The sequence below is a fragment of the Hymenobacter sp. AT01-02 genome (genome assembly GCF_000961955.2).
GTDB lineage: Bacteria > Bacteroidota > Bacteroidia > Cytophagales > Hymenobacteraceae > Hymenobacter > Hymenobacter mucosus.
In genome coordinates, this window is the sequence record NZ_JZIR02000062.1 from 26,492 (window position 1) to 49,037 (window position 22,546).

20 protein-coding genes, 1 pseudogene and 1 riboswitch are annotated in these 22,546 nt (G+C 56.4%); of the genes and pseudogenes, 7 read left to right on the plus strand and 14 right to left on the minus strand.

Features of this window, described 5'->3' with window-relative positions:
• Positions 1-124 precede the first annotated feature (124 nt).
• Positions 125-367, plus strand: coding sequence for a MoaD/ThiS family protein (locus VI25_RS17050; RefSeq protein WP_045688783.1), 243 nt, complete (start codon positions 125-127; stop codon positions 365-367).
• Between the two features lie 182 nt (positions 368-549).
• Complete coding sequence (locus VI25_RS17055) at positions 550-969, plus strand: molybdenum cofactor biosynthesis protein MoaE (protein ID WP_045688782.1); 420 nt, start codon at positions 550-552, stop codon at positions 967-969.
• Between the two features lie 62 nt (positions 970-1,031).
• Here the strand turns inward: VI25_RS17055 and VI25_RS17060 are convergent, their stop codons facing one another.
• Genes VI25_RS17060 through moaC form a run of 3 tightly spaced genes read right to left on the minus strand, consistent with a single transcriptional unit; the run spans position 1,032 to position 2,695 of the window.
• Positions 1,032-1,547 (minus strand): NTP transferase domain-containing protein, encoded by a 516-nt coding sequence (locus VI25_RS17060; protein WP_236705102.1) that lies wholly within the window; start codon positions 1,545-1,547, stop codon positions 1,032-1,034.
• The gene (locus VI25_RS27100; protein WP_236705096.1) at positions 1,444-2,217 is read right to left on the minus strand and encodes a hypothetical protein; all 774 of its coding nucleotides are present in this window, start codon (positions 2,215-2,217) and stop codon (positions 1,444-1,446) included. The genes VI25_RS17060 and VI25_RS27100 overlap by 104 nt, the downstream gene beginning before the upstream one ends.
• On the minus strand, positions 2,207-2,695 hold the full coding sequence (moaC, locus tag VI25_RS17070) for a cyclic pyranopterin monophosphate synthase MoaC (protein WP_045688779.1): 489 nt from the start codon (positions 2,693-2,695) through the stop codon (positions 2,207-2,209). Before moaC ends, VI25_RS27100 begins: the two co-directional genes overlap by 11 nt.
• Before the next feature lie 214 nt (positions 2,696-2,909).
• Between moaC and VI25_RS17075 the strand changes: the two genes are divergently transcribed.
• The gene (locus tag VI25_RS17075) at positions 2,910-4,088 is read left to right on the plus strand and encodes a molybdopterin molybdotransferase MoeA (protein WP_236705097.1); all 1,179 of its coding nucleotides are present in this window, start codon (positions 2,910-2,912) and stop codon (positions 4,086-4,088) included.
• An 81-nt stretch (positions 4,089-4,169) separates the two neighbouring features.
• Here VI25_RS17075 and VI25_RS17080 read toward each other — a convergent pair whose 3' ends face one another.
• The 11 genes and pseudogenes from VI25_RS17080 to metH form a co-directional block, all read right to left on the minus strand.
• A complete protein-coding gene (locus VI25_RS17080) occupies positions 4,170-4,595 on the minus strand; it encodes a DUF2007 domain-containing protein (RefSeq protein ID WP_045688778.1) in 426 nt (141 codons plus the stop codon).
• A gap of 91 nt (positions 4,596-4,686) precedes the next feature.
• A complete protein-coding gene (locus VI25_RS25645) occupies positions 4,687-4,833 on the minus strand; it encodes a hypothetical protein (protein ID WP_173664800.1) in 147 nt (48 codons plus the stop codon).
• Between the two features lie 33 nt (positions 4,834-4,866).
• Entirely contained in the window at positions 4,867-5,589 is a 723-nt protein-coding gene (locus tag VI25_RS27105; protein WP_236705098.1) for an MFS transporter, read from the minus strand.
• Positions 5,496-6,269, minus strand: coding sequence for an MFS transporter (locus tag VI25_RS27110; RefSeq protein WP_236705099.1), 774 nt, complete (start codon positions 6,267-6,269; stop codon positions 5,496-5,498). The genes VI25_RS27105 and VI25_RS27110 overlap by 94 nt, the downstream gene beginning before the upstream one ends.
• Before the next feature lie 257 nt (positions 6,270-6,526).
• Entirely contained in the window at positions 6,527-7,951 is a 1,425-nt protein-coding gene (locus tag VI25_RS17090) for an N-acetylmuramoyl-L-alanine amidase (protein ID WP_161806966.1), read from the minus strand.
• 179 nt (positions 7,952-8,130) lie between these two features.
• Positions 8,131-8,664 carry a hypothetical protein gene (locus VI25_RS17095; RefSeq protein WP_052695246.1) on the minus strand — a complete coding sequence of 178 codons (534 nt, stop codon included), beginning with the start codon at positions 8,662-8,664 and terminating at the stop codon, positions 8,131-8,133.
• A 74-nt stretch (positions 8,665-8,738) separates the two neighbouring features.
• Positions 8,739-9,077 (minus strand): energy transducer TonB, encoded by a 339-nt coding sequence (locus VI25_RS17100; RefSeq protein WP_161806967.1) that lies wholly within the window; start codon positions 9,075-9,077, stop codon positions 8,739-8,741.
• The gene (locus VI25_RS17105; RefSeq protein WP_152981677.1) at positions 9,038-9,310 is read right to left on the minus strand and encodes a hypothetical protein; all 273 of its coding nucleotides are present in this window, start codon (positions 9,308-9,310) and stop codon (positions 9,038-9,040) included. Before VI25_RS17105 ends, VI25_RS17100 begins: the two co-directional genes overlap by 40 nt.
• A gap of 250 nt (positions 9,311-9,560) precedes the next feature.
• On the minus strand, positions 9,561-10,055 hold the full coding sequence (locus tag VI25_RS17110) for a tetratricopeptide repeat protein (protein WP_052695244.1): 495 nt from the start codon (positions 10,053-10,055) through the stop codon (positions 9,561-9,563).
• A gap of 106 nt (positions 10,056-10,161) precedes the next feature.
• Entirely contained in the window at positions 10,162-11,118 is a 957-nt protein-coding gene (metF, locus tag VI25_RS17115; RefSeq protein WP_045688795.1) for a methylenetetrahydrofolate reductase [NAD(P)H], read from the minus strand.
• Positions 11,119-11,206: 88 nt separating this feature from the next.
• Positions 11,207-14,916, minus strand: a pseudogene (metH, locus tag VI25_RS17120) (methionine synthase).
• Between the two features lie 70 nt (positions 14,917-14,986).
• A riboswitch (SAM riboswitch) is annotated at positions 14,987-15,090 on the minus strand.
• Positions 15,091-15,435: 345 nt separating this feature from the next.
• On the opposite strand from metH, the gene VI25_RS17125 reads away from it, so the two are divergent.
• From VI25_RS17125 to VI25_RS17140, 4 genes are all read left to right on the plus strand, one after another.
• Positions 15,436-16,569 carry an OmpA family protein gene (locus VI25_RS17125; protein WP_152981678.1) on the plus strand — a complete coding sequence of 378 codons (1,134 nt, stop codon included), beginning with the start codon at positions 15,436-15,438 and terminating at the stop codon, positions 16,567-16,569.
• A 146-nt stretch (positions 16,570-16,715) separates the two neighbouring features.
• Positions 16,716-17,852, plus strand: coding sequence for an alkene reductase (locus VI25_RS17130; RefSeq protein WP_045688775.1), 1,137 nt, complete (start codon positions 16,716-16,718; stop codon positions 17,850-17,852).
• Between the two features lie 171 nt (positions 17,853-18,023).
• Complete coding sequence (locus VI25_RS17135) at positions 18,024-19,007, plus strand: SDR family oxidoreductase (RefSeq protein ID WP_082455626.1); 984 nt, start codon at positions 18,024-18,026, stop codon at positions 19,005-19,007.
• Between the two features lie 328 nt (positions 19,008-19,335).
• Positions 19,336-22,503 (plus strand): SusC/RagA family TonB-linked outer membrane protein, encoded by a 3,168-nt coding sequence (locus VI25_RS17140; protein ID WP_236705100.1) that lies wholly within the window; start codon positions 19,336-19,338, stop codon positions 22,501-22,503.
• Positions 22,504-22,546: the final 43 nt, after the last annotated feature.

The window sequence follows — 22,546 nt, forward strand, 5'->3', positions numbered from 1 at the left end:
ACAAACAACGTAAATCAGACTTTTCCGTTCGGGTGAGTGGCACAGTGGGCAACATAGGTAGGGTGGACCCCCTAGTTTGACCCTCTGGCGCCGCTTCGCCCCGGTACGAATACCTAGATAACCAATGAACTTGAAAATTGCTTTGTTCGGCATTGCCCGCGAAATCGTAGGACAGTCTTCGCTAGAGGTTTCGGCACCCGAAGGACAGTCGGTGCAAGGGCTGCTGGAAGGCCTGCGGGAGCAGTATCCAGCTCTGGGCCGCCTTTCTAGCCTGGCTGTGGCCGTAAACAACGAATATGCCCCCGACGATGTCGCCCTCTCGGAGCGAGATGAAATTGCCCTTATTCCGCCCGTAAGCGGGGGGTAGCATTTTCATTCCGAAAGCAACTAAACTTCGCTGCACAGGCAGAAGCCGGCGGGCAGCTCCTGCGCTTCAGGTACGAATGAAGTAGCCCCTAGTTGGCTTCGGCTATGCCGCAATTTCTTTTGGTAACACTGGTAGCCCCTGCCAGATTCGGTACCAAGTCCTCATCCTTATTTTGCTTACCCTTGATTCACATCGACCTCACTGACCAGCCCATCGACGTAGCCGCCGCCCTGCAGACGGTGGAGGCCGATGGGGCCGGGGCCATCAACACGTTTATCGGTACGGTGCGCAACCAAAGCACCGGCCGCCCCGTGGTGCGCCTGGAGTACGAAGCCTACGACAGCATGGCCCTGCACCAACTCCGCAAGGTAGCTGAGCAAGCCGTACAGCAGTGGCCTATGCTGCAGCAAGTCACAGTCATTCACCGCAAAGGCACCCTGTACATTGGCGACGTGGCCGTGGTAGTGGCCGTGTCTACTCCTCACCGCGCCGAGAGTTTTGCCGCCTGTCAGTACATCATTGATACCCTGAAGCAGGTAGTAACTATCTGGAAAAAGGAGTTTTATCAAGATGGTGACGTGTGGGTAGCTGCGCATCCGTAGCCAGTAGCGGTGGGCTAGAAGCAGCAATTTAAGGCTGTCGTCTGGGCCCGCCGCTCGGTGCATTAGCCTAGCTCTTGGCGGGCCTTTGCGGCTTCGTCTGGCGTGTTCACATTGCGTAGCTCTTCGGGTGCCGGTGGGGGCAGCAGTTCAATATCCGAGTTGATGAGGGACTTGCGTGGGCAGCTGTAGCCAAGGCTTAGAAAGCGCAGCAAAGTACCGTAGCTCTGTGGCTCCCAAATAGTAATAAGTGGCTCCGGCCATTCGTTTTCCGGGCTTTGGTAGGCGGTAGCCATCCGAGCGGCCTGCCGATGTACTACTAAGTGGCCCAGTGTGGTTTCCGAAAGGAAAGGCAAGTCACAGGCAACGACTAGCCAGGCCGCATTGGGGTCGAGGCGGAAGGCCGAAAGCAACCCACTCAAGGGGCCAAGGCCGGTGAAGGTATCGGGCAAGGGGCGTAGGCCGGTGTACTCCAACTCATTTACTTGGTCGGGGCGGCAGGAAACGTGCACGTCTTGGCAAAAACGCGCCAGCAGCTCGGCGGCGTATGCGCGCTGCTCCTGGCCGGCGTGGTACGCCAGCTTGCCCTTGTCTTCGCCCATGCGCTGGCTCCGGCCACCGGCTAGCACAAGGCCCCGCAGGGGCGGCGCAGCGCCTGCCACTCGCGCCGGATAAGGTCGGCCACGGCTTCGGTGTCGTGGAGGGGTAGCACGGGTACGTTGGCGGTGCCAGGTGAGCCTGTAGGTAGGCGGGCACTTCCGTTACCCCTTCAGGCAACAGCAGCGCGCGTACGTCGGTGAGGCGGTCGAGCTTTTTCTCAACAGGTTTGGCGGGGTCCAGAATCACGAGCTGCTGGCGGGCCTGGAAGTGGTTGCCATTCACCAGCACTATACTTTGGTGTTGCAACCATTCCTGCTGGCTGAACTTGTCTATGCCACGCTTCACATCCAAGCGTGTGAAGGTGATTTTGTCGGTCAGCTCGGCGGTAGCACCGGCTTGCAGAATGGCATCCTGGCCGCCACTGCCACCCTGGGCTGCGTCGTCGCCGGCGGCGTGGTCAGCATCCACGTAGGCCACGCGCAGGGTAGGCGCAAGCAGGGGGAGTAGCCGGGCCGTCAGCTCCTTGATCTTACCACACGGAGCCCCCAAGATGGCAAGCTCATGGCGATTAAATTCGCCCAGGTTAGGGCGGGTCAGCTGGGCGTGCTTGGTGCGCGGTGCCGAGTTAGCGGCGGGGAGCTTATCCGGCATGATGAAAATCTTGTTTGCCGCCAGTCTTCTCCAGTAGGCGAGTTTCTTGGATTACAATGTTGTGCGAGAGTGCCTTGCACATGTCGTAGATGGTGAGGGCGGCTACAGAGGCACCCGTGAGAGCCTCCATTTCTACCCCGGTCTTGCCCGTTACGGTAGCCGTACACTCAATCAGTACGGCATCGGCGCCGTCAACCTCAATGCGTACTTGGCAGTCATCAAGCCCGAGGGGGTGGCAGAGCGGAATCAGTTCGGAGGTGCGCTTAGCCCCCATAATGCCAGCCAGGATAGCAGTTTGAAATACAGGGCCTTTGCGGGTGGGTAAGTCACCTTCTTTTACCAGAGCCATTATTTCGGGGCCGAGCACCACGCGGCTACGGGCCCGAGCTACGCGGCGGGTAGGAACTTTCTGGCCCACGTCTACCATGGCGGGCTGGCCGGCGGCGTTGAGGTGGGTGAGTTTGGGAGAATCAGACATACTGTAGGATTGCGAAGTTGTAGAGACGCATCTTTGCGTCGCCTCGTTGCCGCTAGTGAACAAACCACCACGCGTGGTCTTTTGTCAGCAAGAATGAGCGCGAAGATCTTGGAATCCGCACCGGATGCGGCACTACCTTCGTTGCTCCGCCCGAAATACTTCTTTTTTGCAGTACGGCCGCAAGCCAGTGGCCTTTTTCGTTCCGCTTTCCCGTATGCTTTCCGTCGAAGAAGCCACCCGCCTCGTAGCTGCCACCGTGCGCCCCCTGCCCATTGAGTACCTGTCGTTGCCCCTGGCCGCCGGCCGCATCCTACGCGAGGAATTGCGCGCCGACCGCGACTTTCCGCCTTTCAACCGGGTGGCTATGGATGGAATAGCCCTGCAGTATGCGGCGTTGGAAGCTGGGCAAATGGAGTTCCGCATTGAGGGTACACAGTTTGCCGGCCAAGCGCCTGCGCCCATCCAAGACCCTAGTGCGGCGGTAGAAATTATGACCGGGGCGGCCCTGCCCGGCAACCTCGATACCGTGATTCGCTACGAGGATATCACCTTCCGTACCGATGAGGCTGGCCACCGCTTGGCCTGCGTGCAAGTGCCTGCTCCGCGGCGCGGCCACAACGTGCACACCCAAGCCGCCGACCGCCGGCAGGACGACCTGCTAGTACCTGCCGGCACCCGGCTGGAACCGGCGGAGGTAGCCGTGGCCGCTACCGTGGGCGCTATTACCGTGGGGGTTACGCGCCGGCCGCGGGTGGCCGTGGTAAGCACCGGAGATGAGCTAGTGCCCATTAGCGCAACACCAGCGGCCCACCAGATTCGACGCTCCAATGCCCTGATGCTGCAAGCTGCTGCCTGGCAGGCGGGCGCCGAGGCCGAAACTTTTCACTTCAACGACGATCCGGCCGCGTTACGCCAGGGGCTCCCGGCATTGTTGGAAGGGTACGATGCGGTTATTCTCAGCGGAGGAGTGTCAAAAGGGAAAGCCGATTTTCTACCGGAGACCCTACGGGAGCTAGGAGTAACTCAGGTTTTTCATGAGGTGCAGCAGCGCCCCGGCAAGCCCTTTTGGTTTGGGCAGCTCCCAGGCGGGGCTGTAGTCTTCGCTTTGCCTGGCAATCCGGTTTCTACGTTCGTGAACTTCTACCGCTACGCCCAGCCCTGGCTACTCAGCGTGCAGCAGCCCGAAAAGGCACGGGAGGAAGGTGCTTTGCCAGGTGAGTTTACGGCGCCAGTTGCCGCAGTTCTCACTCAAGAAATTCAGTTTCGGCCCCGGCTCACACACTTCCTGCTTGTGAGCTTGGAGCCCGGCCCCGATGGCCGTCTGCTGGCTACCCCCGAGCGGGCCGGTGGTTCCGGCGACATGGCTAGCTTGCTCACGTCGCGGGCTTTCTAGAACTGCCCGCCGACCAGGAGCACTTCCCCGTGGGTAGTGTGTTGCGGACCTGGCGCTTTCGATAGTGCCCGCAAGCACTCGTTATTCGCCCTCAAACTCTAGCCCGCAAGTAAAGCAATGACATTGGGGCTTAGCTGGTGCTAGCAACCAGAGCCGGAGCTTAACAAACAGGTTGTCGGTTGGCTGGGGAAGGTGGCGGCATACCACATCTGTGTGGTGGCACCGCGGGCAGCGGGGCATAGTAGCGGTGGCTTCCTCGGGCGCATCGGGCGGCATGGCATGCATGGGGGCCTGCTGGCCCTGCAGCACCTCCTGCGCAAGGGCTACATCGGAGGCGCGCACAAACAGACGTACCGCTCCCAAAGCCGGACCATAAGGGCGGTTTTCGTTGCCCAGAAAGCACGGAATGCCTTCCGCATCTAGTTGGGATTTCGCTAAATGAGCAGCAAAGGTGTCCGAGAAGGAAGCCAGCTGGACGATGGTAGGGGCGGTGGAGTCCGGAGACATACAAGAGTTGTGGGCCTAAACGACCCTACAAACCTAAAACAACAGAAGCACCCAATTGGGTGCTTCTGCAGATAGAAAAGAAACGAACAAGTTACTGGAACAAGGCCAGGGCTTTGATGAACGTTTGCGACACGCCCCACAGTAGGGGAATGCCAACGAATAGCCAGGCCAAAACTGCCGAGCCGCCACTAGAAGGCGTGGGCGTTGCGGTGGTAGAAGAAGAGGTGGGAGTGCTCATGTGCTTACAGATACGTGGGTGAACAGCAGAAGCTTAGTGCCCTCCTGCTTCAATAGTTACTGGGCCTTTTTCGTAGTACTTCTCGTTCACGGCTGTCACAGCCAGGTCGGCCAGGAAGCCAACTACCAGCACGCCAGCCATGGTGTAAAACACGCTCTGGTAAGCAGCGGCCCCGGTAAGACCTTGTGCCTTGGAGTGCTCCGACAACGTACTTACGATGAGGTGACCCAAAATAGCCGCGGTGCTCCAAGCCGTTAGGAGGCGACCGTGGATAGCGCCTACTTGGTACTTGCCAAACAAGTCGGATAGGTAAGCTGGAGCCGTTGCAAAGCCACCCCCGTACATGCTGATAATGAGGCAGGCTACTATTACATACAGCGTGAGCTGCAGGTTGTGGCCCAGCGTGGGAATAAGTGCGTAGAGCACAGCACCCAAGCCGAAGTATAGCAAGTAGGTAGGCTTACGACCAATTTTGTCGGAGGCCGACGACCAGAAGAAGCGGCCCAGCAGGTTGAACAAGCTGAGCAAGCCCACAAAGCCCGCGGCAGCGGCGGCCGTTACGCCCCGGCCCGCGCCCATGTATTTATCTGAAAAGGTGTCCTGAATAAGTGGAGAGGCCGTTTCGAGTACCCCAATACCAGCCGTCACGTTGGTGAGCAGTACTACCCACAACAGCCAAAACTGCGGCGTCTTAATAGCATTGTCGGCCGATACGTTGCCCGTGGTGACGAGGGCGCTGTGCTCTTCGTTGGGCACGTAGCTTCTGGTTTCCAATCGTCGGCAGGTACTCGAATGGTCCATACCCCAAACTGCATGAACAGCAGGTAGATAATTCCCATCACAATAAACGTGGGCGCAACTCCTTGGGGAGCTGAGTCTTTAAAGTGGGCCATGAGGTTGCTGGCCAGTGGAGAGCCAATCATGGCTCCGCCGCCAAAACCCATAATAGCCATGCCCGTGGCTACCCCCTTACGGTCGGGAAACCACTTGATTAGGGTACTTACCGGCGAGATGTAGCCGATGCCCAGGCCAATGCCACCCACGAAACCGTAGCCGAAGTACACCAGCCAAATGTTGTGCATGCTCACGCCTAAAGAGGCAATCAGGAAGCCGCCCCCGAAGCACAGCGACGATGCCAGCATGGCCTTGCGAGGCCCTACGCGCTCCAACCACTTCCCGAATAGGGCGGCCGACAAGCCGAGCAGTACAATAGCAATGGAAAAAGTAATACCGATTTGCGACAGTGTCCAGTCGCCGGGGGCGGGGTGGTCTTGGTCGCCGCTGATAAGTGAGCCCAACGGCTTATTGAACACACTGAATGCGTAAGCCTGCCCAATAGCCAAGTGGATGGCTAGCGCCGCGGGTGGTACCAGCCAGCGGTTGTAGCCCGGACCAGCAACCGTGCGGCTGCGGTCAAGTAAGGAGTCGTTTGCCATGCGTGAACGAGGGTGTTTTTGAAAGTAGATAAAAGATCGAGCCTGCCAACTTGCCAGTTGAAGACAATGTTCCGCTGTACGAGTTGACAGCTAATAAGGTAGAGGGCTTGCTCAGGCTTTTAAGAGTTCAACTCAACTATTTTTTGCTAAGTTGCTATAGCTAAGTGCTTCAGTTCAGCAGCCGGGTGCACCTTACCCGGCCTGAAGTAAGCGCCCTAAGATGAAGAATGAGTGTAGGTACACGAGAAACGCCATATTTACTCTAAAGCCGGCTGTTTGCGGAGCCACCCCCGCACACCACTAGCGCGAGTGCGCTTCAGGAATTGCTCTAGTCCCAACCGCATAGCTTCCGCCATGCGTTGCTGAAACGCGGGGGTCGTGAGTCGCTTCTCATCGTCGAGGTTTGATACAAAGGCGGTTTCTACCAAGGCATTCAGGTACTCCGTAGGGCCACTTAACCCAAAGTTGAAACTTCCTACGTTGCCAAATCCTTTCAGGCCCGTAGCTCGCATTTGTTCGTACAGGGCCACGGAGAGGGGCCGAAATGCTACATAGCGGTAATATGTGCTCGTTCCTTGCACCGTGGCACTGCCTGAGGAATTGACGTGAATGCTGATGAGCAAATCAGGATTACGCTGTCGTAGCAGCAGAATACGGTCCGTATTTTCTACCGTAACGTCAGTTTCGCGGGTCATAAGCACGCGGGCTCCGGCCTGCTCTAGCTCCCGGCGTAGCTTTTGGGCAATGGCCAGGGTAAGGTCCTTTTCCTTAGCACCGCTGCTACCCGTGGCGCCTACGTTGGTGCCACCGTGTCCAGCATCAACCGCCACAGTCAGGCCACGTAGGCGCATCTTTTCGGGAGGGCGCTTTATCCTTATTTCTAATGTATTGCCGCGGTAGCCGACGTGGTAGCCCCAGCTTTGCTTGTGGCGCAGGTGTAGAACTAGCCGAAACACATCGGGCTGGATCTGCTCGTAGGTTACATTGCCCAATTCCCGCAGGCCGTCGCGCTGAGTTATCCAGTTCGTGTTGGAAGTAGCCCCGAAGATATCCACAACCAGCCGGCTCGGCTCAGTGAGCAGTTGGGAGCGGTAGGGTAGGCGCTGGGTTAGGGGTACCCGCACATAGTCGAAAAGGGAGTCGCCCTGCACGCTCCAGGAGCCGGTGAGAGAGGAAGGCACAAAGCCGCCAGCCGGCAGCAGGCGCACCACCTCCCGTGGCACCCATGCAGCCTGGGTTTCACTGAGCCTGACCCGGTACTGATTGCCTACTCGGCCCGTGAGGTGCAAGACCACCGCCGAGTCGAGGTAGCCCAACTTGGCACCCCCGAGACGGTCTTCTCCCAGCCCATAATTCAAGTAGGCTAGTTGTCCCTTCGTGGCGGCCAGTTGGGGTTGGCTGGGGTCTAGGAACCGCACGGTGTTTTTGCTGAGCGCCATGACAGAACTACTATCCCGCGTGGTGAGCGTAAACAGCAAGCGGCGGTTGTGCAAGGTGTCGCCGGGCTGCACTACGTAGGTGCCTTGGTACACCCCGCGCAAGCCTTTAGCTTGGGAAGCAGGTAGTTCCGTGAGTAGCTTTCCGTTTAGAAATGTAGCCTGGGCCCCGGCCTGACCTACTAGTCGCACCTGAAGCCGGTCGCCGGGCTGGAGCCACTGGTCGGCGGCGGGTACGGTTTCCACGGAGGTAATAAAGGGCGGAACTACTCGGGCTCTAGTTTGTGCCTTGCCAAGCAAAGCCATTGTAAGCGCCAGCGTAGCTAACAATAAGCATCGGGTAATACTAGGAGAATACTGCATGGGTAGGCACGCAAAAGCCCCGCGCAGGGCGGGGCTTTGGTAAAAGAAAGAAGAACACGTTTCTAAGGCTGTTTTACTGCCTGCCCCAGGTCTTTCACGTCCCGTCCTGTTTCCAAGGCAGTAAACTCCGTTTGCAGCGCCCGGATATGCACCTCATCGCGCGCCCGGATGTCGAGGCGCAGGGCGCGAAACTGGGCATTGAGGCGTCGGCTGATGCCCGTGGCATAGTCCCAGTCGCGCTGGGTCCACTCCTTGCGTCGAGCCCGTACTTGCTGCATAAACTGCACAAAAGCGGGCTCTATGGTGCTGGGCGTCAGCTTTTCTACTTCCGTGTAAGTCCCAAGCAACTCATTGGTCATAGCCGTTTCAGCAGCCCTGTCGAGCGGTTGCCGGGTGCGCACGCGGGAGGCGGAGTCAAAGCGGGCGGCGCGTCGGCCCGCTGTGCGCAGCTTACTGGCTGCTTGTTCGGCAATAGTATCGAGCCGGCGAGCTTCCTGGCGCACGGCCTCCTGCCGCTCGCGCGGAGTGCTGTCGCAAGCAGTCAGGCCCCCAAAAAGGCCTGCCACAGATAGTAAGTAGAGAGTAGCGCGTTTCATGCCGGTAATGTACGCGACCGGCGTGGGAAAGGCTGCCCTGCTGCAAAAATCAGAAGCCGTTGCATATGGTTGAGCTACCGGGCCAGCCGGAATGTGAAGGGTAGCTCGTGCTTCACTACAACGGCATGACTTCCAATGCGGGCCGGAAGCCACTGGTTGGGAATAGTACGGCAGATGCGCAATGCCTCTTCATCGCAACCACCGCCAATGCCCAGTAGCACCTTGTAATCGGAAGCTCTGCCCAGGGTGTCTACCACAAACGACACGACTACTTTACCCTGAATGTTCCTGCTTTCGGCGGCAGGAGGGTAGTTGAGCTTGCTCATGTACTGAGCCAAGGCTGGGTCGCCGCCCAAAAACAGCGGTGGCTGCGTTAGGTGCAGCCGGGTCCATTCCCCAGCTGGGCTTTGCACGGCGTAGGTACGTCATCGAAGTCGCGGAAGAAAAGCAGTTTCTTGGCACTGTGGTCGTACTTCTGGGTGATGACTTGGCGCCCGTCGCGGGTGTAGGCGTAGTATTCCCAAACGCCAATTTTCTCACCCTTGTCAAGCATGCCGCTTTCCCACTCAGTCTTGCGCATTTTTTGCGCGTGGGTAGTTAGGGAACACAGGAAAATAAGTACTGCTAGTAGTAATGGTTGTTTCATATTATGTGGGAATTAAGCGGACGGGCAAGTGAAACCGAAGGCAGGGGAGCTCATCGGGTAGTCAGGGCGGAGGGAAAGAAAAACTATCTTTCGTTATATTAGTGTTGTAAGCGCAACGGGTGCAGGGGCGAGGTATAGAATAGAGTAGGGAGTAGAAATCAGGGATAAATGAACCATAAGGGTGCTAAAAACTGCTCTGCTACTACAGGCAGTTTCCGGGAAATTTACTACTATATCAGGAGCCTAGCAACTATAGGCTGGCATTAAATTCCGTTGGCCTCGTCGAGACGGTCGCGCAAGTCGCGCATTTGGGCTTGCAGCCCTGGCCAGTTGGGACACAGGCGTTCAAGCGTTGCCATACCCGCAGGGTGCCCGCATCATCGCCCAGCATGCGTACAATGGTAGCCCACCCCGACAAGGCACCGAAGTGACGAGGTTCCCGGCGTAGGGTCTGCTGAATATCGAGGAGGGAGGCTCGGTATTCCCCGCGGAGGTAGTAAGCAGTAGCGCGCTTGTTCCAGCCCTCGGCGTAGTCGGGGCTAGTTTCTATGAGTTCAGTAAATTCTCGGATGGCAAGAGTATAATCTTCGGCAGAGAGGTAGCGCATGCCCGCCTCCAAATGCTTGTCGAGCAGGGGGTGCCCGGTAGTAAGCCAAATCTGCCAGATGCCTTCCTGCAAGGCCTCAATTTCGGCTGGCGCCGTAGCCACGCGCAAACGGGCAAACAGGTCGTCGAGGGTATCCAAAGGGTGTACTAGTAAAAGTGAAGTAGTGCGCTACGTGGTACGTAAGAAACGAAACTACCGGCGTAGCGCACTACTTCTGCTGGCGGCACAGCCACCTTGGCAGGGCCTAAAACAGAGCTGCCGCCACCCGCCGGATGCTTTCCGACTTGCCCATGCTATAGTAGTGTAAGCAAGGTACCCCGTGGGCCATTAGCTCCTTGCTTTGGTTGATGCACCACTCAATGCCGATTTCGCGGGCCGCAGGGTTGTCGGGCGCTAGGTGTACAGCATCAGCCAGTTCTTCTGGAATGTTGAGGTAGAAAGACCGGGGCAGCATAGTCAGCTGGCTTTTCGTCGTCAGCGGCTTAAGGCCCGGAATGATGGGCACGGTGATACCCGCCTCGCGGCAGCGCTTCTCGAAGTTGAAAAACTGCTCGTTATCGAAAAACATCTGCGTCACGATGTACTCGGCGCCCCGGTCTACCTTGTGCTTGAGGTAGCGCAAATCGGCCCCGTAGTTCGGCGACTCGAAGTGCTTCTCAGGGTAGCCGGCCGTGCCAATGCAGAAGTTCGTAGCCCAAGTTTCGTCCTGCTCCTCGTCCAGGTATTCGCCCTTGTTTAGGTTGGCTACCTGCCCAATAAGGTCGGCGGCGTAGGCGTGCCCATCCGGGTCGGGCTTAAAGTGGCCCTCAGACTTAATGGGGTCACCGCGTAGGGCCAGCACATTGTCGATGCCGAGAAAGTGTAGGTCGATGAGGGCGTTTTCGGTTTCTTCCTTCGAGAAGCCTCCGCAGATCAAGTGGGGCACCGTGTCTACATCGAAGCGGTTCTTGATGGCGGCGCAAATACCCACGGTGCCGGGACGCTTGCGCACGGTTTTCTTTTCCAAAAACCCGTTGGGGTGCTGGCGGTACACATACTCTTCCCGGTGGTAGGTCACGTCGATAAAGGGTGGGTTGAACTCCATCAGGGGCTCAATATTCGAGAACAAGTTCTTAATGTTCTCCCCCTTCTTAGGAGGTAGCACCTCAAAGGAAAAGAGCGTTTTGCCGTTGGCGCGGGTGAGGTGTTCGGTTACTTTCATATAGAGCACTAGCTCGTAGCCAGTGAGTCGTAGGAGTAGTAAGCAAGCCTCCCTCCTCATCTGAGGAAGGAGACTATTGTTTAATGGCCTATAGTGCCGTTACGGGCACACTGGTATGGTCGTAGTTCAGATTAGGAGCTAGCCAACGCTCCAATTCGGGCAGGGGCATATTTTTGCGTTCGGCAATGTCCGCTACTTGGTCCTTGCCAATGCGGCCGAGGCCGAAGTAGCGGGAATCAGGGTGAGCGTAGTAAAGGCCGCTGACGGAGGAGGCGGGGTACATAGCTAAGTTTTCGGTGAGGTGGATACCGGTCTTGCTTTCCGCGTCGAGGAGTTCAAACAGGGTAACTTTCTCGGTGTGGTCGGGGCAGCCGGGGTAGCCGGGGGCTGGGCGTACACCTTTGTACTTCTCCTGAATCAGATCCTCATTAGAAAGGTTCTCGGCCGGATCGTACCCCCAGAACTCCTCGCGCACCCGCTGGTGCAGGCGCTCGGCAAAGGCTTCGGCTAGGCGGTCGGCCAGGGCTTTCACCATGATGCTGGAATAGTCGTCGTGCTCCTGCTCGTACTTCTCCAGCAGCTTCTCAATGCCTAGGCCAGCCGTCACGGCAAACCCGCCGATATAATCCTCGCGGCCAGTTTCGCGCGGGGCCACAAAGTCGGAGAAGGCCAAGTTAGGTACGCCGGGGGCTTTCTCGCTCTGCTGGCGCAGGGTGAAGAACTCCGTCTGGATTTCCTGGCGGGTGTCGTCCTTGAAAATCTGGATGGTGTCGTGGCCTACGGTGTTGGCGGGCCAGAAGCCTACCACGGCGCGGGCCGTGAGCAGCTTCTCATCGATGATCTGCTTGAGCAACTTTTGGGCGTCATTGAAGAGCTGGGTAGCCGCTTCGCCTACGTTCTCGTCGGTGAGGATGCGGGGGTAGCGGCCCTTCAGTTCCCAGGTCTGGAAGAAGGGCGTCCAGTCGATGTATTCGGCTAGCTCCGCCAGGGGGTAGTCTTCCAGCACCTTGGTACCCAGGAAGCTCGGCTTCACAATGCGGCTGGTTTCCCAGTCGGCCTTGAAGCCGTTTTCGCGGGCGGCTTCAATGGACAGGTAGTTCTTCTCGCGCTGGCGGCCGGCATAGTCCTCACGAAGCTGGCGATACTCTTCGCGCACGGTGCGGGCGTACTCCGCATCTGCCGAACCGAGCAAAGCGGCAGCCACGCCTACCGAGCGGGAGGCGTCGTTGACGTGTACTACCGGGCCGGAGTAGGTAGGCGCAATTTTCACGGCTGCGTGCAAGCGGGAAGTAGTAGCGCCACCAATCAGCAGCGGGGTATTGAGGCCGCGCTTTTCCATTTCCTGGGCCACGTACACCATCTCATCCAAGGAAGGCGTGATGAGGCCGCTGAGGCCAATCACGTCTACTTGCTGCTTTTGAGCTTCGTCTAGAATCTTCTCCAGCGGTACCATCACGCCCAGGTCCACAATGTCGAAGTTGTTGCAGGCCAGCACCACGCCCACAATGTTCTTACCGATGTCGTGTACGTCGCCTTTGACCGTGGCCAGCAAGATTTTACCGGCGGTTTGGCGCTCTTGCCCGCGCTTGTCGGCTAGCAGGTAGGGCTCCAGGTAGGCCACAGCCTTTTTCATCACGCGGGCCGACTTCACCACCTGAGGCAGAAACATCTTGCCGGCGCCAAACAGGTCGCCTACTACGTTCATGCCCGACATCAGGGGGCCTTCAATTACTTCCAGTGGCCGCGCTACCTGCTGGCGCACTTCTTCGGTATCCTCGTCAATAAACTCCGTGATGCCTTTTACCAAGGCGTGTTGCAGGCGCTCCTGCACCGGCAGGCTGCGCCAAGCATCAGCTACTACCTCGGTTTTGTCCTTCTGCTTTACCGTATCGGCAAATTCTACGAGGCGCTCGGTGGCGTCGGGGCGACGGTTGAGCAGCACATCCTCGCAAAGTTCCAGTAGGTCCTGGGGCACGTCGTCGTACACGGCCAGTTGGCTGGGGTTCACAATGCCCATATCCAGGCCAGCCCGGATGGCGTGGTACAGAAAGGCCGAGTGCATGGCTTCACGCACCACGTCGTTGCCACGGTAGCTGAAGCTGATGTTGCTGACGCCGCCGCTGGTAAGGGCACCGGGCAGGTTCTGCTTGATCCAGCGGACGGCCTCAATGAAGTCCAGCGCGTAGTTGCGGTGTTCTTCCATGCCGGTGCCTACCGTCAGGATGTTGGGGTCGAAGATGATGTCCTCGGCGGGAAAGCCACTTCATTCACCAGAATATCGTAGCTGCGCTGGCAAATTTCGATGCGCTTCTCGTAGTTGTCAGCCTGCCCGTTTTCATCGAAGGCCATGACCACCACAGCGGCTCCATACTGGCGTACGGTGCGGGCGCGCTCCTTGAAGGTTTCCTCGCCTTCTTTCAAGGAAATAGAGTTGACGATGCTTTTGCCCTGCACGCACTTGAGGCCGGCTTCTAGCACGCTCCACTTCGAGGAGTCAATCATAATCGGCACCCGCGAAATGTCGGGCTCCGAGGCAATCAGGTTCAGGAAGGTGGTCATGGCCTGCTCCGAGTCGAGCATACCTTCGTCCATGTTCACGTCGATGACCTGGGCGCCGCCTTCCACTTGGTCGCGGGCTACTTGCAGGGCGGCTTCGTAGTTACCGGTTCGGATGAGGCGGGCAAAGGCGCGACTGCCGGTTACGTTGCACCGCTCGCCCACGTTCACAAACAGGCTTTCTGCGGTGATACCGAAGGGCTCCAGACCACTCAGGCGGGTGGCGGTGGGTAGCTCCGGCAGCTTGCGCGGCTCGTACTTGTCGGCCAGGCGGGCCAGCTCGCCGATGTGCTGGGGCGTGGTGCCGCAACACCCGCCCACTACCGTTACCAGGCCTTCCTTCAGGTAGTTTTCTACCACGCCCGCAAATTCCTCCGCCGACTCATCGTAGCCCCCGAAAGCGTTGGGTAGACCCGCGTTGGGGTAGGCCGAAATGTGCACGTCGGCAATGCGGCTCAGCTCCTTGATGTACACCTGTAGCTGATCAGCACCGAGGGCGCAGTTCAGGCCTACGCTCAGCAGGGGCAAGTGGCGAATAGAGTTCCAGAACGCCTCTACCGTCTGCCCCGAGAGGGTGCGGCCGGAGGCATCGGTAATGGTGCCGGAAATCATAACGGGCACCACGCGCCCACCTTCGTCGAAGAACTTCTGCACGGCATACAGCGCCGCTTTGGCGTTCAGCGTATCGAAGATGGTTTCGATGAGCAGGGCGTCGGAGCCGCCATCTATGAGGCCGCGCACCTGCTCGTGGTAGGCGGTGGCCAACTCATCAAACGTCACGGCCCGAAAGCCGGGGCGGTTCACATCGGGGGAGAGGGAAGCGGTGCGGTTGGTGGGCCCGATGGCACCGGCCACAAAGCGGGGCTTGTCGGGGTTTTGGGCCGTAAACTCGTCGGCTACTTCCTTGGCAATGCGCGCCGACTCATAGTTGAGCTCGTACACAATATCCTCCAGGGCGTAGTCGGCCTGGGCGATGGTGGTGCCACTGAACGTGTTGGTTTCCACCATATCAGCGCCGGCCGCGAAGTAGTCGGCATGGATACCCTTGATGATGTCGGGCCGCGTGATGCTGAGCAGGTCGTTGTTGCCGCGTAAGGGCTTGGGATGGTCCGCGAAACGGGAGCCGCGAAAATCAGCCTCATCCAGCGTGTGGCGCTGAATCATGGTGCCCATAGCGCCATCCAGAATCAGGACGCGTTTGGCAAGAATATCGTGGAGCGGGGAGTCAGTGACGGTCGGCATAGCAGCTCTTCAAGTAAATCGGCAGCGAAAAAGTGCCTATCCAGAAAGAGCCGCCGAGAGGCGAGTCCTGTACTTATCTTCTTCCGCCGGGGCGAAATGGGAGTTGGCACCTTGTTTTATTTCAGGTTGCCAAGACGTCGTCGGGCCCAATCCCTCGGTCTTTCTGGATAAGTAACACAGCGAAGATACAACCGGAATCTTCAAATTTCAATTTGGGAGGCCCTGGGAGTAGTTGAGAGGGTGGGCAATACCCCAATGTACTGTCAGGTCGAGCTTATCAAGACATCTCGCTCGAATCCTAGAAGTAGTGTTGCACCCTCAGCACGTAAGTTGCCCCGATAAGCTCGGCCTGACATGCCACAGTATTAGCGTGATGGCTCATTTGATAAAAAGAGTCCGAATCCCTATGTATATGGACTAGCTTAGTTCGTTGAGCTAAAGCTCTGTGCTCGTCGGATACACTTTGCGGAACACGATACAGTGTGCAACTTGGGCTCCACCCATTATCAATTGCTGGCTATGGTTACCCTGTCTTTCTATCGAGCAAGTCTGGCGGTGACTGGGCTGCTACTGAGCAACCTAGCTTTGGCCCAGCACCAAGCTGGCACGGGTTTGCGGGGGCAGTACTACCAGGGGATGAAGTTTGAAAAGCTAGTGCTAACCCGGTCTGATGCAACCATTGACTTCAACTGGACCGTTGGCCCCAATGGAAGCCATTTCGTCTCGCCCGGTCCGGGCGTGCCGGGCGAGTCATTTTCGGTGCGGTGGATAGGCCATATCTACGCGCCCACAACGGGTACCTACACCTTCCAAATTGCCACCGATGATGGTATGCGCGTTTGGGTAGGAGGTAAGAAGATACTAGACTCTTGGAACAATCAGTCCGTTACTACTTCTTCAGCTCAGTTGCAGATGGATGCCGGCGGATATTACGCCTTGCGGGTAGAGTACTACCAGGCGGGTAGAGACTCAAGGGCGCTGGTAGCGTGGCAGCTTCCCAACACGACTACTGGACCCCAGCCAATTCCATCTACTAGTTTGTACCAGAATCTGCCCGATAATGTGCTGCTGCTGGTAGAGGCTGCCCCTCCCAAGCCCACCGTAGCCCGTGCGCCCGTTGCGGGCGCAGTACCGGCGGCGCCTTCACCTACAAAGCCCAGTACGCCTACCCCAAAACCTAGTAGCACTACCCCAGCTACGGCGCGCCGGCGCAGAGCAGAAACTAGACCAACGCGTCCGTCGGATTCGGCACCGCCGGTAGTGGCCGCAGATACTACAGCTACCCCGCTGCCCGACCTGTCGGCTCTCAACAAAGGTGCTGCCATCACACTGCCCAATCTCTACTTCATCCAAAGTACCGCCACATTGCTACCCGCTTCTCGCCCGGTGCTCAACGCCCTGGCGCGTACCTTGCGCGCCCAACCGGCCCTGAAACTGGAAATAGCCGGCCACACAGATAATGTGGGCGAAGCAGCGCTGAATCTCCGCCTCTCGGAGCAGCGGGCCCGCGTAGTACGGCAGTATTTAGTGCAGCAAGGTATTGACTCGGTGCGACTTACGGCCCGTGGCTACGGTAGTGCCAAGCCCGTAGCCGACAACCAAGATGTGCAGCAACGACCCCGCAACCGGCGCGTGGAAGTGATTGTGCAGTAGCACTGTATCTAGTATGCTATAGGTTCTTGTCAGGGCTAGCCATTTAGGTAGCAATTAAATAATACGCTGGCCAAAACATATATGTAGCAACACTAGTTGGTATGGTCCGAATCAGCAATAAGTTGATTGGTAACCCACGCCAACCCATGAGCCAGACTCCAAATCTTTTCACGCCCGTACAGATGGGCGCTCTTTCCCTGCCCAACCGTTTCGCTATGGCGCCCATGACGCGCAGCCGGGCTAACAACGATGGCAACGTACCCACCGAATCGGTGATAACCTACTACGTGCAGCGCGCATCCGCTGGCCTGATTATCACGGAAGGCTCGCAAGTGTCGCCTCAGGGTGTGGGCTATATTAGCACACCAGGCATCTACTCTGAGGAGCAGGTAGCGGGTTGGAAGAAAGTAACCGACGCCGTACACGCCGCGGGCGGCCGCATTTTTATTCAGCTGTGGCACGTAGGCCGCGTGTCGCACCCATTCTTCCACAATGGCGAACTGCCCGTAGGACCCTCGGCCATCAAGCCAGAAGGCGCCAAGGCATTCACCGGGCAAGGATTTGAGGATGTGCCAACGCCGCGCGCTCTAGAGCTAAACGAAATTCCGGGCGTAGTAGACCAGTTCCGCCAGGCAGCTCGTAACGCCAAGCTAGCCGGCTTTGATGGCGCTGAGATTCACGGTGCCAACGGCTACCTGCTCGACCAGTTTGTGCAAGATGGCTCCAACCAGCGCACCGACGAGTACGGCGGCAGCGTTGAGAACCGTTCGCGCTTCGTGCTGGAAGTAGTACGGGCCGTAGTAGACGAGTTGGGCGCCGACCGCGTAGGTATCCGCCTCTCGCCCCAAGGTAGCGCCAGCATTCAGGACTCCGATCCGGTTAAGACGTTTAGCTACCTCACCGAACAGCTAAACCAGTTCAACCTGGCTTACCTACACGTGATTGAAGCTCTACCAGGCCATCCTATGGCCGCTCGTGCCGGTGTGCCCGCAGTAGCAGCCCATTTGCGCAACATCTTCAATGGCACGTTCATCCTCAACGGTGGCTACACCCAGGAAACAGCCGATAAGGCCCTGGCTAACAACGAAGCCGAAATCATTGCGTTCGGTGTGCCGTTCATTGCCAACCCCGACTTGGTAGAGCGTTTCCGCATTGGGGCGGCTCTCAACAACCCCGACCCCAGCACCTTCTACGTACCCGGCGACAAAGGCTATATCGACTACCCTTCCCTTCAAGATAAGGGAGTAGACACCAAACAGCCCATTGACTACCAGAACAACTAGGTCGTCTTTTGTTGTGAACAAGAAGAACCCGCTCTGGCTACGGCCGGGGCGGGTTCTTCTTGTTTGAGTGGTAGTAAAGCGCCGGTGTAGCGGACAATTGCCCGGCAAAATTCATAGCTGTTGAGGTTGCAATCTGCGTAAGCGAGCTACAACCATAACCCGCTACTCCTAATGGCTACTAAAAAAACTCCTGCTGCGCCTGCTACTACCAAATCTGCAACTAAGAAGTCGGCCCCAACGCCTGCGGCCAAGAAAACTGCCGCGGCCAGCCAGGCACCCGAGCCGGTAGATCGGCCCACTGCTAAGGATATGAAACAGCACGCCCAGAAGCTGCCCTATCCGGCCAAGCAGGCAGACATGAACCTTCAGCCAGCCATGAATTTCTCTACCTACCGTGCCGCTGGAAAGCTGCAGGACAAGGTGGCCTTGATAACAGGAGCAGACTCCGGGATTGGGCGGGCCGTTGCCGTGGCATTTGCCATGGAAGGTGCACACGTAGCCGTGCTCTACAATGAGAATACCGTGGATGCCGAGGAAACAAAGCGCCTGGTAGAAGCGCAAGACCGGCGCTGCCTCTTGCTGCAGCTAGATGTGCGCGACCCTGAGCAATGCAAGCAAGCCGTGCGCCTTACTCGTAAAAAACTAGGAAACCTGAACATTCTCGTCAATAATGCCGCCTATCAAATGGCTCAGGAAAAGTTTGAGGAGATTTCTGAAGAGCAAATCCGCCGTACGTTCGACACAAACATCCTGGGGTACATCTGGATGGCTCAGGCGGCAATTCCTCACCTGCACAAGAATGATTGCATTATTAACACAGGTAGTATTGTAGGCCTTACAGGCATTCCGTTGCTGATTGATTATTCATGCACCAAGTCGGCTATTCATGCTTTAACCAAGAGCCTAGCCACCTATCTGGGGGAAAAAGGCATTCGGGTAAACTGTGTCGTGCCAGGTCCCGTCTGGACGCCCAACATTCCTGGCACCATGCCGCGCGAAGAGATAGAGAAGTTTGGCTACGAGGTAGCGTTGGCTCGTCCCGGCCAACCTGAAGAACTAGCCCCGGCCTACGTCCTGCTAGCCTCCCAAGACGGATCCTTTATGACCGGTTCGTTGGTGCACGTAACGGGCGGCAAAATGAGTAGTGACCAGTAACAAACGCACCTAGCACGTAAGAACACTAATCAAGAGTAAGCCCTCATGGTGCCGATACAGGTACCATGAGGGCTTTGATTTTTTGGCCGGATCACACAAAAACCAGGCTGCTCAGACGGCGAAGTAGGAATATAGTGAAAGTGTAAGCTTGCAATGTTGGTTGTCTATTACTGATAAAAAAGCAACCATACGGCCAGAAATAAGCGTGATTTACATAGAAAAGTTGCTTTTGTTGTAATCAGGGTTGTTATTGGCCTATCCGCTGAGCTTTCTACTTTTCATTAAATACGAACACATGAGGAAACTACTACTGTTAGCCCCTCTTTCGGTGCTCACACTTTCTGGCCACGATCTGCTGGCTCAGGCACGTACAGTTACTGGCCAAGTAGTGGGTCCCGATGGGGCCGCAATACCCGGTGTCACAGTAATTGCTAAAGGAGGCTCCGCAGGCACTTCCACTGATTCCGATGGCCGGTATTCACTAGCCGTTCCTGCGGGTTCTAATACGCTGGTTTTTTCCTTTATCGGATACGACAGCAAGGAAGTAGCAATTGGAACGCAAAGCAGCATTAACGTAACCCTGGCAGTGAATGCCACCGGTTTGGATGAAGTTGTTGTGCTAGGCTACGGCATCACCCAATCTCGGCGTGAACTGACGGGCTCCATTGCCACCATCAAGGGTGCTGAAATTGCGACTACCCCAGTACAAAGCTTCGACCAAGCTTTGCAGGGCCGAGCTTCAGGGGTAAATATTACAACTCCTAACGGGGTACTTAATAACCCCCCCGTTATCCGTATCCGCGGCGTTAACTCAATTTCTCTAAGCTCAGAGCCACTGGTTGTAATCGATGGCGTACCTACTTATAGCGGCAATAGCTCCGCAGTGGGTAGCGTAGCGAATAACCCGCTTAGTAATTTGAATCCCAACGATATAGAGAGCATGGAGGTATTGAAAGATGCCGCCTCCACGGCTATCTACGGCTCCCGAGCTGCTGGTGGGGTTATCCTTATTACTACCAAACGTGGCAAGCGTGGCCAAAGCCGCATATCGCTGGATTCATGGGCCGGTGTATCACAAGCTGTGCGTTTGTACGACGTGCTGAATGCCGAGCAGTACATCAACATTAAAAACGAAGCTGTCCGAAACCTGAATGCTAACCGAGCAGCATTGGGTCAGCCTGCTACTAACGTAGAAGGCTTCCGGCCCACGTTAGATGGCAACGGCAACCCTGTAGATACTAACTGGTACGATTACATTTATCGTACGGGCTTCACTACTTCTAATACCGTCAACTTCTCTGGTGGTACCGAAAAAACAACGTACTACACGTCCGTTGGCTATTCCGACCAGAAGGGTATGCTGGAGAAAAACGAATTCAAGCGTGCTTCAGCCCGATTGAATATCGACCATAAGGTATACAAGACCTTTACGGTTGGTGCCCGTGTTGGCTACTCTAACACGAAAAACGCTTCCCCAAACTCTGGTTCTGTGGCCGATGGGGCATTTGGAACTGCTGGCCTAGGCCGTCTGCCTTTGGTACTGCCACCCAACATCCCCGCGTTTAATCCAGATGGTAGCTACAATACCTATCAGGCAGGTATTGGCCCCGGAGCCAACCTAAACCCAACTCTTACTACGGGGGCTCCGCTCTACCCTGGTTATTACAACCCAGTAGTAGATTTAGAGAACAACTACTTCCGTTCAGAAGGCAACCAGATAGAAGGTAGTGTGTATGCTAACTGGGAAGTGCTACCAGGTCTTAATGCCCGCACTACTTATGGTATCAACAACATAGCCTTCGAAGACCGGGCTTTCTATACCGCTATTGCTGGCGACGGCTACTCTGTTGGTGGGCAGGCCTTAAATTACTACCGCACCAATAAGCGGTGGAACTGGCAGAATACCTTGCAATACGACCGTACAGTAGGTGGCAACCACAACTTCTCTGTTCTGGTAGGTAATGAGCAGCAACACACCGATATCTTGCGCTGGGGAGCAAACCGTACAGGTGTAGCTGATAACCTGTTTAATACCTTTGAAGGTAACTTTACCAATATTGCCGTTTCAGGTAATTATCAAGGAGAGAATTACTTGCTGTCTTACTTTGGCCGGGTAGCATACGACTTCAATAAGAAGTACCTGATTTCCTTTAATGCTCGCCGTGATGGATACTCTGCTTGGGGTGATAAGTGGGGTAACTTTTACGGGGGGTCTATCGGATATATCCTCTCGGAAGAGTCTTTCTGGAAGGATGCTTCTTTCCTGACTCCACTCAACTTCCTAAAAATTACGGGCAGCTATGGGCAAGTGGGCAACGCCTTAGGAGTGAATGATTTTGCCTCTCTGCAACTGTACTCGTCTGGTTTGTACGGATCGGCTGCTACTTTGGGGTATAGCCTCGCTGGAAACCCAAATCTGACTTGGGAAACGAGTAAGAAGACGGATATTGCGCTATCGTATGGTCTGTTAGAAGATCGTATTACTGGCGACGTAACGTACTACCGTAATGAGGTAGACGGATTGATTCTGCCCGTGCCGCAAGCCCCCTCCAAGGGTATTCCAGACAACAGCATCAGTGCTAACGTGGGCTCTATGCGCAACACTGGTATTGAGCTGAATCTAAAGTTTAACGCTATACAAAGCACAAACTTTAACTGGACAACCAGCGCTAACTTCTCGACACTGAAAAACCGTGTAACTGCACTAGCTAGCGAAGGTCAACGTATCGGTACTGCCACGTCAGGTCTGGAGACAGTAAACTTCACACGGGTTGGTCAGTCAGTGGGCGAGATTCTTGCCGTCCGTTCTTTGGGTGTAAATCCTGCGAACGGTCAGCGGATGATTCGGACGGTGATTAAGGATGCCAATGGCAACGAAACTGAAGTAATCAAGCAGTACAACCACCTTGGTGGTGGCTGGACAACGCTAGATGGCCGAGCTACTACTGCTCCTACGCAGTTGGGCGATGGTGAATACTTCGGTCCCGTGTTACCTACCTGGTACGGAGGCTTCGACAACAATTTCCGCTTCAAGAATTTTGACCTGGGTGTATTCATTCAGTTCTCGGGCGGTAACTACATCTACAACGGCACCAAAGCGGGCTTGCATGACCAGCGTTTCTGGAACAACGATGTAGATATCCTGAATCGTTGGACGGCAGAGAATACAAACGCTGAATACCCACGTGTGGTGTATGGCGACAACGTATCGAACGGCTCTGCACTGGTGATGTCGTCGAACGTAGAGAAGGGCGACTTTGCCCGTCTACGGAATGTGTCGTTGGGCTATACGTTTGCGCCTAGCTTGGTTAACCGCCTCAAAATGTCAAGTGCACGCTTCTACGTGCAGGTGCAGAACGCAGCCTTGCTGACTAAGTACTCTGGTATTGACCCCGAAATCTCTACCAACGGTTCCAGCAATACCGGTGCCGGCGTCGACCGCAACTCAGTAGGACAGGCCCGTACCTACACGGCTGGCTTCAACATCAGTTTCTAGCGTTTTAACAAAGGAGCATTCTAATGCAGACGACTATAAAAAA